Consider the following 12,899-nt stretch of genomic DNA (forward strand, 5'->3'; position numbering starts at 1 on the left):
AATAACGGGAAGCCTGTTGATAAGTCTCACTGTTTAAATCAAGGTTAAGACGGGAGATCTCATATTTCCGGTAATTTACCGCCATCCCGGTCACATGACGAACCTGATAACCCGCTAATTTCAGTACCCTGTCACGTTGCTGACGGGAAATAAAACCATAATGCTCTCCTTGTAATACGCGCAAGGCAAGTTGATCAACACCAACAAGCAACCAGACACATTTATAACCAACAGGGGATTTACTGAATATCGCCAGATCAACAGGTGATGTTGATGAGATATCCGAAATAACCGCTGCCGCAGGTAACTGAACTAATTGTTGTTCAACCTCTGAAAGTAATTTCTGAATAGTCTGAGTCCCTTGCTCCAGTGCCTGCTCAAGCTGATACAGCCACATTTCTGCATATAAGTATCCCTTCTTTGCATCATCAGTAATATGACCCGCCCGGGAAATAAACATCGGAAGACTGGGGATCATCCATTTACGCTTTTTTTCGTCACCGTCATTCTGAGAGTTGGGTACAACCCGCCCTTCCCATAGCCGGATTGCATAACTGGTATGGAGTTTCAGTGTTAATGTTGACTTTAAAGGGCCAGCCTGAAGTAACTGTTGAGAATGTTTATTTTGTTCCATAACAATACCCTTGCTTTGAGAAATTGACATACCGTACAAATGTCAACCCCCTATGCCAACGATAAATTCAAATTGAAAAAAAATAATTTATTATAAAAACGTAGCGTTACTCGTCATCCTACTGAAATGCAGGTTAACCTTTGAGCATTGTTTCCACCGGAAACATCAGTAAATGGTTAAGGGTCTTCCTCTGTTGTAAGGGGAGTAGTACAGTACCTAATTGATTTATAAACACCATACAATGCATTTATGGTGTCTTATTTTAAATAAGAGGAAATTCTTCATGAGTGTGCCACAAACAAAAGCTGAGCTGCTTTTAGCTATTGATAAAAGTTTTAGTAAATTAATTAGTTACCTCAACGCAATCCCGCCAGAAATGACTTCAGATAACTCAATAGATGGACACGCCAAAGGAACGAAGATAAGTGTTCATGACCTTGTTTCATATCTGCTTGGATGGAATGCTCTTGTTGTAAAGTGGATCACTTTTGATGCTAAAGGTCTGCCTGTCGATTTTCCGGAAACTGGCTATAAATGGAATCAACTTGGTCTTCTTGCTCAAAAATTTTACTCAGATTACAGTGAGTTAAGTTATGAATTGTTAGTAGCTGAACTTCAGGCTGTAAAAAATGAAGTTGTGAAACTTATTGATGAGCGTACCGATGATATTTTGTATGGAAGACTATGGTACACAAAATGGACGATGGGGAGAATGATCTCATTTAACACATCTTCGCCTTACGCCAACGCTAATGGAAGATTAAGAAAGTGGGCAAAAAACAATAAGATCAGTTTAAAGTAAATATCAGAGTGAAATTATATGTACGAAAATATCTCTATGCCCATATCGTTAACCAGACTGCTCCATAGCTTGTTAAATTCTTTACTCTCGATGAATTGATGAAAATGCAGATTCCGTTACGGAAAGCGAAATATAGCGTTCCGGGCCTTCCTACCCGGATAAGAAAAACCCAATTTTTAAACACTGTTTCCAGTGGAAACACCGGTTAAGTTTTGAACACTGTTTCCAGTGGAAACACTGGTTAAGTTTTGAACACTGTTTCCAGTGGAAACACTGGTTAAGTTTTAAGCACTGTTTCCGGTGGAAACACGGGTGATTTATTGAATACGCCTTCATTGCTCATTGGATATCCCTATGAGAGTACGACGAAAACGCTGAAGGTACTGACGTGCAATATCAGGGGCAACTATCGCCCCCTGAGGCGCCTTACTTCTCTCCGTTCTCTCCGGTTTGGTTTGTGTGTGTTGTGATATATCCGGAGTACCTGACATTTTCTGTAAAGACGCACTTTTCATCTCCGTTTCTGCCGGGGAAACGGGGTGATACCGCCCTTCACGGGCTACCTTTAATAGCTGCAAGGCATACCCCACCGGATTACGTACACTTCCTGTCCTCACCCCCTGTGTCAGTTGCTGCACAATCGATATTGCTGCTTCTTCCGGCAACGCTTGTAACTGTTTTTCCAGCATCTGCCGGTCATTCTCATCAATCCGTTGATTCAACTCCTGCACCTGAGTACCCGATAAATATTGCTCTTCCTGATCTACGTACGTATTTTTTACACTCTGTGTAAAAGTATTACGTACGTAACAGTTCGATTTTCGAACCCCTGAATCAGACTGGGTTTGTGTACTCAGTTCAATTTTCGTACCCGGTGTTTTTTCATCATTTTTTTCCCTGAGTTCGATTTTCGAACCCGGTGTTTTACACTGAGTTCGATTTTTTTTATGTTTACCCGGATGAAGTTGTGCCGTCTGCCCATTGAGTATCCGGCGTTGCCTGTCTGCCAGCGCTTCCGGTGTCTGAAGACTTTCAAGTCGCTGCTCAATGAGTTGCATTCTGGTATGCTGATGTCGCATTGACGGCTCGGTTTTCAGGGCTGTCAGCGTAGCACGGGCCACACACTGCACACTCTTATTTTTGTGATAACAACTTTTTTCCAGTACATCCATCCAGCGCGGATCTAATGTCTCTGCATCAAATGCATTCACCGGCTCATCATGTAACATATAGATATTTCCTCGGACACGCCCCCGTTTATCCCTGACCCGGTGGCATAAACTGAGCCAGCCCGTCAGCCTCAGCATTAACAGTGCCCTGCTGACCGTTTCCCGCGAGGCCTTATCGCTGTGGGGAATGGCTAACTGGAGTTGTAAGTCATCATAAGTCGGAAATACAGCACCTTCATTTTGCTGTGCGTGAAGCCGGATCATCATCCAGGTCAGTTTATCAACCGGGGAAAGTCGGGATTCCAGCAATAATTGCCGGGGGATTGCATCATGAACATTGCCGGCGTAAATCAATCCACTGCGCAGTGCCGTGCCGGGCTGGCTGTGTTGCCGGTGATGCAGTTGCTGCCGCATTTTTTCTAATGAAAACTGAATAATACTGTCCGGAGGAAATTGCATCTTATGCTCCACACAAAAATAATTTCATGCCTGAATACACTTATAGCTGTCTCCTCCGGTGAAAATACCGCACCGTAAAGAGACAGTCTCAATATACTGAGGATCATGATGTTGAATATTCTGCCCTTACCGGCTAATCATCTTGTTATAACGTTCATGGCTCATCAGCTTCCAGCTTTGCCCCTGGTCCGTACTGAGCAGACGCCAGAATGCGCCAATATCAATTTTCAATACAGGGTAAACACCGCCCTTTTTTCCGCCGCATTTCACTTTTTTACAAAGTCGTTCTCCCGAAAAATAACGCAGCAATAACCCGTTTGCCTTCCGCTGAATATGCTCCGGAACAGGTGTGACACATTCCGGAAATATCCGGGCCGGTTGATTGTTACTGATAACCCGGTTATCCGACATGACCGTTTCTCCTGTCTGCGGCATTCAGAACACCGTCCCGGTGCCATTCCTGAACTATATTCCACACCGTGGTCAGTGAAACATCCATTTTTTCAGCACAGGACACCATGATCTGGAGACAATCCGGATCATCCGGCTCCGGCATGCCCTCCTCTTTCCAGCGATACCATAATTCCGTTTGCTGCACATCTGACAGCCGCTGTGAACGGCCGGCATTTCCCCGGATCCCGGACAACCGCCGGCGGGCTGACACCTCCAGTGAGGTCATGCCAAAATACTGATTCAATAAATCAATGGAGGCTCCCAGTCTCAGACAGCGTTCAATCATCTGATTCTGACAATGGACTTCTTTCGCCCGGGTCAGCAATAAACGCAAATTCTCCCGGTGGATCTGGCAGGTAATAATGGAGACCGGACTTTGAGAAAGATAATGCAGATCTTCAATGGTTAAACTGTTCAGTAACCGGATCTCATTGTCCGTCAGTCCCAGCGCCTCACAACGCCGCAGATTTCCGCTTTTTATTTCCATCACCAGTTCTGTCAGCAGATGATTCCCTGCCTGTGCTAATTGAGTCGCCATTACAGCCTCCTGTATTATTGAAAGCCTGCCAGAGTGTGAGTATCCACTGTAACGCGTAATTCCGGTGCCATAACTCACGGGCTTTATTTGAAAGCAATACTTCTGCCCCGGCTTCTTGTCTCATGGTGCGCATATATTTTCGCCACGCCCGCCGCCGGCTCTGATAATACCGGGACCATATAAATCCCAGTAATTCCGCAGACAATTCAGCCTGCCGGCCTTTACCGGTAAAACACACCTCAATATAAGGTTCTCCGGAGGTCCCGGTTTTCCGCAGTGCATAACGGCAACAGCAAATTTCCGCACTGAACAACACCAACCGCCGCCAGTCCGCATCCTGATTTTCCGGTGGACGGACAAAAAACCGGACAACCTTATCATGCTCATATTTCCGGCTCCCGGCCCGGAATAACCGGCAGATATCCGTCAGGCGCTGTATCACTTCCTGCTCATAACCGGTCTTTGCCCGCCCCCGGTTCAGGGGCAGATAATACGCCAGCGCCGCCGGCGATAAGGGGATGCTTTTATTCCCATTCCTCTTCATCATTCACATCCGGATCAACATCTCTTTGTCTGGCATACAGACAACGCAACAAGTACATCAGCTTCATCCATGTCATAAACTGGACATCATTCAAAACCGGTGGCATCCCGGATTGATTTCCGCCGGTCAGCAGGGTTCTGAGAGCGCCCGGAATACCATCATGAGCGCCGTTTTCCGCTGAGAAAACAGTCATCACACGTCCCAGCGCCGAAGTCTCTGACAAGATGGTAAATCCCGGAGAATGCACCCCGGAGGCGGCCATAAATTCGGGGGAGATATCCAGTTCATTCCCTAATTCAAACAAAGTACGATAAATTTGCGTCTGAAGATGTTCAATATCATCCAGATGTGAGGCCATCGGCCAGAGATCCTGACACGTCAGTGTAGCCGCAGAATAACCAGCGACCGGTACCTCTACCGGTGTGGTACGCTCTGCGTTATCCGGGACAGACATGACGCCGACGATGTCAGGATCAATATCCGCTTCATCGCTATCTCCGCTCAGTACCGGTGCCCCCCCGTATAAATCCGTCTGGATCTCCACAACCGGACGGGATTTTTTCTTTTCAACAACAGGGGATACCGAAGTCTCCTGACCTGAATCAGAAGACAGTGGCTCCGTTAACACATCCTCCGCCGAAAAACCGGAAGTAATACCGGTATGTCCGCTTTCTGAATGGGCCGTTGTTGTTTCATCCTCACTGTCCACCGGTACAGGCCATTCCGGTTTTGTACTGCGCCGGCCTTTATTGACCTTCAATTCAAATACCCAGCGTTCATAATCCACACCATCAACAGAACACTCCCTCAGAAGACGACCAATCAGTTCATCCAGAAACACGTCATAATCAAAAACATCATGGTTATCTATTTCTGTACATGTTCTTTCAAAACACCCCAGAAAGTCATGGACCGGGTCCGGATCGTCATGCTGAAAAAGTAACGAATCCGCCACCCGTTTTAATGTCGAGCGCACGGATAATAATTGCTCAATTTGGGGTCTTCCCAGCCCGTTTTCCAGTAAACGGGGCATATAAGGTAATAAAACAGAAACAGTATCTTCCATCTTGCTGATGTGTGAAATGCTGACGGGTAATCCGTCCGCCGTCATGCGCTGGGCGAATGCCCGGAGTGATAATTTTTTCCCCAGCGTTTCCTCATACAGAGAACGCGCCACACAAATCCCTTGTGCTTTTTCCAGAAACGTTAACTCCCCTCTGACTTCATTCTCCGCCAGATGGCCAATCAAACACTGCAAACGCCCCGGCCAGGGTTTAAATAACACATGGATACGGAAAAAACGCTCATCCTGTGTCTCCTGCCATAACTCAGAGAGAATCTGATAGCGCGTATTTCCGCCGTCACTGAAGATATAAATCTCACTTCCCGGTGCTTTGGTGACTTTTGGGACACTGTCCAGTCCACGTGCCCGAATGGAACTCTTGATTTCCTCATAACGCGGATTTCTGCCCTGACGAGGGTTATCCGGATTTGGCTGAAGTTGCTCAAGTGTTAATATCATCGGCATTTCAGACACCGGATTGACGTGAGCATTGCCGGATAACGGGGAACTGACAGGATTTCCTCTGAGAAGCGCCTGACTGAGTTTATGCTGTAAATCTGTTTTCATGCTTCGTCTCTCCCTTAAAAATAATATCCCTGAGAAAAATCACTGAAACGTGTATACGTCCCGTTAAACTGCACTTTCACCGTCCCTAGTGGACCCTGCCGTTGCTTACCGATGATAATTTCTGCCACACCTTTATCCGGTGAGTGTTCGTGATACACCTCATCGCGGTACAAAAATAAAATCAAATCCGCATCCTGCTCCAGTGAGCCGGAATCCCGTAAATCCCCGTTTGTCGGGCGCTTATCCGCACGTTGCTCCAGTTGCCGGTTTAACTGGGAAAGAGCCACTACCGGACACCCCAGCTCTTTGGCCAGTGCTTTCAGACTGCGGGAGATTTCACTGATTTCCTGTGTCCGGTTTTCCTGTTCAGGACTTCGCATCAGCTGAAGGTAATCCACAATAATCAGCCCCGGCGTACCCACTTTACGGCGGTAACGCCGTGCACGGGCACGTAACAGGGAAGGCGTCATATTACTGGTATCATCAATCACCAGACGCTCACCCCATTCGGCAATCTGCGACATGGCGCCCCCAAGACATTCCCAGTCATTTTCTTCAAGAGATGCACTGCGGATAGCTGTCAGTGGGACATTTCCCAAATCACTGAGTAAGCGTTGCATGATTTGTTCCGCCGGCATTTCCAGACTGAAAAAAAAGACCGGTTTTTCTGCCAGACGCAGGGCATTCTGTGCAACAGTCAGCGCCAGCGCCGTTTTTCCCATCGACGGCCGTGCGCCCAGTAACACCAAATCGCCTGCCTGCAAACCACAGGTTTTTTCATCCAGTTCACTGAACCCCGTTGGCGTACCGGTTATCCCTTTTGCACTTAATGCTTCTTCCAGATGCTGAACAACATTATTCAGGATATCGAGCAACGACGGGGAATGCGCTGACAGCCCTTTTTCTGACAGCTGAAACAACCGTTGTTCAGCCTGTTCACATAACGCAGGAATATTCGCCTGAGCCGCCACACTCTGGGTGGATAACATATTCCCCAGCATCATCAGGCCACGGGCACGGCTTCGCTCCACCACAATTTCCGCATAGCGGACAATATTGGCCGCACTGGGGGTGTTTTTGGATAATTCAGCCAGATATGCAAAGCCGCCCACCTGTTCAAGCACGCCGTCTTTTTCCAGTACATCACTGAGTGTGATTAAATCAATCGGGCTGTTTATCTGACACAGGGTGGCCATTTTCTTCCAGATTTCCTGATGCGCTCTGGAACAAAAATCCTCCGCCTGTAATAACGGTGCCACTTCATCCCAGCGGTCATTATCCAGCATCAGCCCGCCCAGCACGCTCTGCTCCGCCTCCGGCGAGTACAGGGTTTCAGGTAATACCGCAGAAGAAGACTTTTTATGCATTGAAAAGCCCTCCGTTAACCCGAAATGCCCAATTCCCACCGTGTAAATAAATTATTTTTTTTGGAATATGAATTGTTGGTGTCGGACGAACAGCCGTCAGAGATAAACTCCCTGTGGCTACCCGACTATTTTCGGACCGGTAAGTTTGGCGACCTCGGTCTGAACGTACAGGCAGCCTATTTTTATCCATAACACATTTAAAGGAATATTTATGAATACAAAAAATCAACTGCCGTCCGACATTGATTACATTGTCCTTTTTGACAACAACACCGATACGGGCGAAGCCCGTTTTGACTTGTATGTCAAAACCTTCTGGAGTATGACCATGGAAATGACGAAAGAAAGCAATTCCCGCCAGAGTCTGTTCCGCCTGCAATGGCTGGGTGACTGGCTGGATGAAATGTATGGCTGGAAAATGCTGAATCCCGATATCACGCCCCTGAATGCGATTCACAGCTATCTTATTCTTCGCGATAACCTGCCGGTAGCTCAGGTGGCAGGCATGACGACAGAACAGATGCATCTGGCGCTGACTGAAGAGTGGAGCACATTCAAAGCTCGTAGAGGGGCAAAAGACTTTTTGCGCAGAGTCGAAAAACGCCTGGACTCTCTTGATGATCCTTTCCGAGAAATACATTAATTCTGACCGGGCTGGCAGTATCTGCTGCCAGTCCACGGTTAGACTGAACGGGAAAAAACAGGAGAATACCTTGATAGTCATGGACGAACCTCCCGTTTCAGCACATCATCAAAACGGGTTTTCCATTCCGGAAACAGCTCTGAAACAAGATGATGCATAATGACTGCGGCTGCCGGTGTTTTACGTTGAGTCCGGTATTCCAGACGATGCACCGGTTGTCCCTGTGCATGGCCATTTTTAAATATTTCCAGTTTAGGAACAGCGGTTTTCAGTAACGAAAGAGAAATCGACTCTGCAAAGGGGTACGCTTTTTGGTCAATAATCTGAGTTAATTCAGTCAGTGTTGCACGATCTAACACCGTATCTTCAACACAATTAGCAAGAATGTGTATTTCCGGCAGGGGAATTCCGTAAGCCGTCAGCGGCACCAGCCCGCCGATTAATCCCAGTGTTCCCCGTAAAAATTCACGTGTATCCGGCAAAATAGGTTTGATTATCCCGACAGCATAATCGGTGGCAGCTAACAGAATGGTTTCCAGCATCACCGAAGCCGCGCCTTTTGAATCAATGATAATCACATCGTAAGAGGCAAATAACGGATGTTGCAGAGTATTACGCAGACGCATTCTGCCGTCAGGCGCATGCAATATAGCCGCCGGGAGACGATCATGCGGATCGTTAGAAATGATGATGTCCAGATTAGGGATAACGGAGCGTGATATGATGGTATCCGGCCGGGAAAGATCGGTCAGTTGCATTAACAACTCAAACAAGCCGTTTGGCGCTTCGTATTCGAGTTTAAACAGACTGCTGGCAGTCGGCTGGGAATGATCACCGTCGATCAACAGGGTTTTCAACCCGGCATCAGCACAAAAACCCGCGATATTGCCGGCTTTGGTTGACTTTCCGGCTCCGCCTTTTGTTGATATAATTGGAACAATTCTAGTCATTTTTCTCACTCAGCACATTCTGGGTGAGAAGTCAAAAAAAAATAATTACATTAGTGAATTACATCAAGCTTTTTAACTAGGGGATTGAAAATCCCCGTGTCCTTGGTTCGATTCCGAGTTCGGGCACCATATTTCTTTTGTTCGTCAGTGACTTAAATCACTGAGAGGGCAAACAAGAGTTGAAAAATATAGTTTAGCACTGTCACTTTATGTTGAAACTCTTAAACTAAACAGTCTTGTTCATACCAAGGCTGTTTTTTTTATTTGTAACTTTTACTTTCTTTCCTAATCACTGTCAAATCTTGATACTCCTCCTGTTATTTTCATCACATCAATTCCGCTTCAAGTATATCTCGCAAGTTATCAACACTTTCATCAATGTATTCTAATGTCGATGTAATACTGGCATGACCTAATAGCCTTTTCACAACATAAAGATTACGTTCTGGTGATTGCATCATATGCGTTGCGACAGTATGTCTAAAGCGATGTGGTGATATGATAAAGTTACATTCTGCTGATAAGCGTTTGAAAAATGAGCGTAATGGATATTCTCCCATGATCTTGGGATGTTTCTTTCTTTTCATTAAATCAAACCACCCGACATTGAACACTTGGTCTGTTGGTTCTACTCCTGCCTTTTGTGCTTCTTTCACTAAATTTTCTAGTGATGGATATAACGCAGAAACAATCGGTACCCGATGTTCACGGTGATTTTTAGCCCCCTCCTCACATAAATGGATCCATTTCTCTTCAAGATTAATATCATTCAATCTAATATGCAGAAGTTGCCCTTGGCGAATGGCGGTATAACGAAACACATTCATGACCGTCATCCAAAACCACGCTGGATATAATGCATTTTTTCGCCCATCACACACATAGCCATAACCTTGCTTTTCTTCAAGTTCTAGATAGTGCGCCATTCGACGGTACATATCATCCATCTGTGACTTAGTCAGAACCTTTTTCTTTTTAGCTCCTGCACGAACAACCGTGCCATTAAAAGGATTCTTTTTATGGGGCAATAACTCTTGTTCCATTCCAAAATTAAACAGTGCTCTCATATGAGACACTTTATTGTTCCATGTTCTACTTGAGCGTTTATTATCACCTAAAACAATATGTCGCCATTGCAGAACGGTTAATTGATCAACCTGAGCAGGTTTTAACGAAGTAAATTCTTCAAATGTACGAAGAACCTTACGGTAACTTCTTATTGTCGTAGGACGTAATAATTTATAATAAAAATACTGCTCAATAAGAAACTCAAAAGTGATGTCATCCATAACATGCTCATATACAACAATCAGTAAAACACGACAATGGGTGCTGTTATCGCTGATACAAAACGAACAAACTATCAAATAACAACCATATAACTTTAGATGATGACTTTTTTGTTGCTCCTGTTTAAAAGTCATACCATTACCTCATCAAGAGATTTCACTCCATCAAGAGTGCGTAACCATCTAGGCGCTCGCATTTCAGCAACAAAGTAATTAATTAAATCATTCAATAACCAAACAAGACTTTTTCCCTTTTCACTTGAAAAACCTAATTCTGCAAGAAATTGAGTCAGCGTAATGCAATGCTGGCAAAGTTCAGTACATTCAAAATCAAAGCGAGGAAGGCTTGGCGGTGTTTTATTGGCAATAAAACATTTCACCAAATGGGGAGGGATAGGCTCATCTAACGTCGATTGCAAGAGTGTTAAACAGGCATTAAGCCGACAACATAATGCCATTTGAAGTGCAAGATCATCAAACTTAATCAATGCATCTACAAAAGTATCGCAATAATCAACGAGTGTTATGAAATCTGTTGTGGAATCGAACTGAATAGCAAGTAATGGATGAGTTGAGTTAGGGGTTGTAGTCATAAGACCGCCTCCAATAGATGATTGCTGAATTCACCACTGAAGAGGCCAATCTTACTGGTGGTGAACTGAACGGAGTTGGCCTTACCAGCTCTATTGGACACTGGCGCATCTTACGATGCCACCGTCCAGCTCACCATTGAGGTACAGCTGTGTGAACAACATAATAAAAATACGAAACGTATTAATATGTCGCCAATAGATAATCAATGCAGGAGACCAATCCCGACACCTGATTTTGCAGGTGCGAGTGAAAGATACCGTGATTAATCAACAGGAGCAAGACTGTTTTAGTAGAATTACTATTATTATTTTCTATCGCTGATGGATATTTCACCAAACAATTTAATAAGCAAATGCCACATCGCAAATTCATTGCAAAATCTTTATACAACAACCAGTAATGGATTTTCAGTAGGCTTATTATTGCTTGTGAATATTTTATTTGCTGGAATTAAGTAGCCACTTAATTTTTTAAATTGCCCTTCTAATAATTCATTTTGAAAGAGCCGACAAGTAAACATATTACCTCGATCATGACGATGGTATTTCAGTCTCTCAAACGCTTTTTGAAGCTTATTTTTGTCTTGTTTCGGTAATTTCATTTCAGTTAAAAACACATAAAAAATATTGGGAGTAACAATAAAAACATATCCTGCAATAATGTGAATATGTGCATTAGGTAGATTCATAGAGAGATGAGCATTCACACACCCCTCAATTAGCCACTGCCAAAAGGCATCACCCATATCGGTGATTTGATTATCAGCCTGGTGTAATTGCATTTCTGGTATAACGGTAGACTCTCTTTTTTCTAGCGATATATTTTCTGATAACACATCACTTTCAGGCAATGATATCTCACGTTGAAATGGTGCAAGTGTTAAAGCAACCGCTTTAGAAACAATTTCGTCTACTATACCTGTTTGTTCTCTAAATCCTGTTAAATACATTGATAGCGCCTCAAGCGCTTTAGGATATTGGCTTAACCAATTTATTGCATCGGATGGAATTATTTTCCACGCAAGCATCGCACCAAAACATCTCATTTGATTTTGTGATATTTCAGAGATAAATCGAAATCGATAAGGCTCCGTTAATGCCTCCTGCAATGGAAACCATCGTTTTCCACTTTTGAATTCAACTTCAAAATGACATAAATATTCCGCACAAGAAAACAACGAGGCATAAACAATAACAGCATGCCATACTGTACTTTGCTCAGCTTGTTCCTCTGGTGAAGCACCAATAGGAAGCATGTGATTTTTAGACAATTTAGAGGCACGTGTTACAACTTCAAGCATGTAATCAACCATTCCGCCTAAATAGTTATAGGCTCCTTTTTCACTTAATGGGAACTGTTGCATTAAGAAAACACATTGCTCTAAGGGTATTTTATAAAACTGGATATAAGCCTCTTGAGACAAAGAAGATGAATTCCAAAGTGATTTTAATAATTGTTGACGATGAGATGATAAGAGAAGCTCGTTTAATGATATGGGGAAAATAGAGTTTGGTGGAGTTTTTGAATTTATTTCTTTTTTAATTTTTTTGAATAAACCTATTCGCTGAAAATGTAATTTCAGATTTAACATATAAAGTTCCATTTATGATAATAAGCTTTAATAAAATAAACAATGCTATTAAATAATAGATATTTAATATAAAAGTTAATCCAGTATAAAATTCATATTAAATACTATTTTTCGCTCGTTAACTTTCAATTTAATGACGATAAATTCACTGAATAGAATACGCAGAACAGTATGAAGCTATTTGGCCTTGGATTCTGTTAGCGAAAGATAAAAAGGCTTCCTAAAACGGAAGCCTT

At 43.9% G+C, this 12,899-nt stretch carries 14 protein-coding genes; 3 read left to right on the forward strand and 11 right to left on the reverse strand.

Going from position 1 to position 12,899, the window contains the following annotated elements:
* Positions 1 to 634 (reverse strand): PFL_4669 family integrating conjugative element protein (locus QSH13_RS11345; protein ID WP_286039212.1); only part of this gene is annotated, 634 nt, incomplete at its 3' end.
* Positions 635 to 917: 283 nt separating this feature from the next.
* Between QSH13_RS11345 and QSH13_RS11350 the strand changes: the two genes are divergently transcribed.
* On the forward strand, positions 918 to 1,436 hold the full coding sequence (locus tag QSH13_RS11350; protein ID WP_113386569.1) for a ClbS/DfsB family four-helix bundle protein: 519 nt from the start codon (positions 918 to 920) through the stop codon (positions 1,434 to 1,436).
* A 332-nt stretch (positions 1,437 to 1,768) separates the two neighbouring features.
* On the opposite strand, the gene QSH13_RS11355 is transcribed toward QSH13_RS11350, so the two are convergent.
* The 6 genes from QSH13_RS11355 to QSH13_RS11380 form a co-directional block, all read right to left on the reverse strand.
* Positions 1,769 to 3,064, reverse strand: coding sequence for an STY4528 family pathogenicity island replication protein (locus tag QSH13_RS11355; protein WP_286039211.1), 1,296 nt, complete (start codon positions 3,062 to 3,064; stop codon positions 1,769 to 1,771).
* A 126-nt stretch (positions 3,065 to 3,190) separates the two neighbouring features.
* Positions 3,191 to 3,475, reverse strand: a complete 285-nt coding sequence (locus QSH13_RS11360; protein WP_113386576.1) for a ParE family toxin-like protein — start codon at positions 3,473 to 3,475, stop codon at positions 3,191 to 3,193.
* Positions 3,465 to 4,055: a DUF2857 domain-containing protein gene (locus QSH13_RS11365; RefSeq protein WP_286039210.1), complete on the reverse strand. Its 591-nt coding sequence runs from the start codon at positions 4,053 to 4,055 to the stop codon at positions 3,465 to 3,467. The genes QSH13_RS11360 and QSH13_RS11365 overlap by 11 nt, the downstream gene beginning before the upstream one ends.
* A gap of 524 nt (positions 4,056 to 4,579) precedes the next feature.
* A complete protein-coding gene (locus tag QSH13_RS11370; RefSeq protein ID WP_286039209.1) occupies positions 4,580 to 6,229 on the reverse strand; it encodes a ParB family protein in 1,650 nt (549 codons plus the stop codon).
* Between the two features lie 14 nt (positions 6,230 to 6,243).
* On the reverse strand, positions 6,244 to 7,596 hold the full coding sequence (dnaB-PI, locus tag QSH13_RS11375) for an SPI-7-type island replicative DNA helicase (RefSeq protein ID WP_113386572.1): 1,353 nt from the start codon (positions 7,594 to 7,596) through the stop codon (positions 6,244 to 6,246).
* Positions 7,589 to 7,786: a hypothetical protein gene (locus tag QSH13_RS11380; RefSeq protein ID WP_286039208.1), complete on the reverse strand. Its 198-nt coding sequence runs from the start codon at positions 7,784 to 7,786 to the stop codon at positions 7,589 to 7,591. The genes dnaB-PI and QSH13_RS11380 overlap by 8 nt, the downstream gene beginning before the upstream one ends.
* 21 nt (positions 7,787 to 7,807) lie before the next feature.
* Between QSH13_RS11380 and QSH13_RS11385 the strand changes: the two genes are divergently transcribed.
* Positions 7,808 to 8,239, forward strand: a complete 432-nt coding sequence (locus QSH13_RS11385; RefSeq protein ID WP_286039207.1) for a hypothetical protein — start codon at positions 7,808 to 7,810, stop codon at positions 8,237 to 8,239.
* 77 nt (positions 8,240 to 8,316) lie between these two features.
* Here QSH13_RS11385 and QSH13_RS11390 read toward each other — a convergent pair whose 3' ends face one another.
* The 3 genes from QSH13_RS11390 to QSH13_RS11400 all read right to left on the reverse strand — a co-directional run bounded on the left by QSH13_RS11390 (position 8,317) and on the right by QSH13_RS11400 (position 11,071).
* A complete protein-coding gene (locus QSH13_RS11390; RefSeq protein ID WP_113386570.1) occupies positions 8,317 to 9,189 on the reverse strand; it encodes a ParA family protein in 873 nt (290 codons plus the stop codon).
* 326 nt (positions 9,190 to 9,515) lie between these two features.
* On the reverse strand, positions 9,516 to 10,478 hold the full coding sequence (locus tag QSH13_RS11395; RefSeq protein ID WP_286039217.1) for a tyrosine-type recombinase/integrase: 963 nt from the start codon (positions 10,476 to 10,478) through the stop codon (positions 9,516 to 9,518).
* 131 nt (positions 10,479 to 10,609) lie between these two features.
* Positions 10,610 to 11,071 (reverse strand): hypothetical protein, encoded by a 462-nt coding sequence (locus QSH13_RS11400; RefSeq protein ID WP_286039206.1) that lies wholly within the window; start codon positions 11,069 to 11,071, stop codon positions 10,610 to 10,612.
* 75 nt (positions 11,072 to 11,146) lie between these two features.
* Between QSH13_RS11400 and QSH13_RS11405 the strand changes: the two genes are divergently transcribed.
* Positions 11,147 to 11,338: a hypothetical protein gene (locus QSH13_RS11405; RefSeq protein WP_286039205.1), complete on the forward strand. Its 192-nt coding sequence runs from the start codon at positions 11,147 to 11,149 to the stop codon at positions 11,336 to 11,338.
* Positions 11,339 to 11,454: 116 nt separating this feature from the next.
* Here the strand turns inward: QSH13_RS11405 and QSH13_RS11410 are convergent, their stop codons facing one another.
* Positions 11,455 to 12,663, reverse strand: coding sequence for a TraI domain-containing protein (locus tag QSH13_RS11410; RefSeq protein WP_286039204.1), 1,209 nt, complete (start codon positions 12,661 to 12,663; stop codon positions 11,455 to 11,457).
* Positions 12,664 to 12,899: the final 236 nt, after the last annotated feature.

This window comes from Proteus faecis, from assembly GCF_030286765.1.
GTDB classification, from domain to species: Bacteria; Pseudomonadota; Gammaproteobacteria; order Enterobacterales; family Enterobacteriaceae; genus Proteus; species Proteus faecis.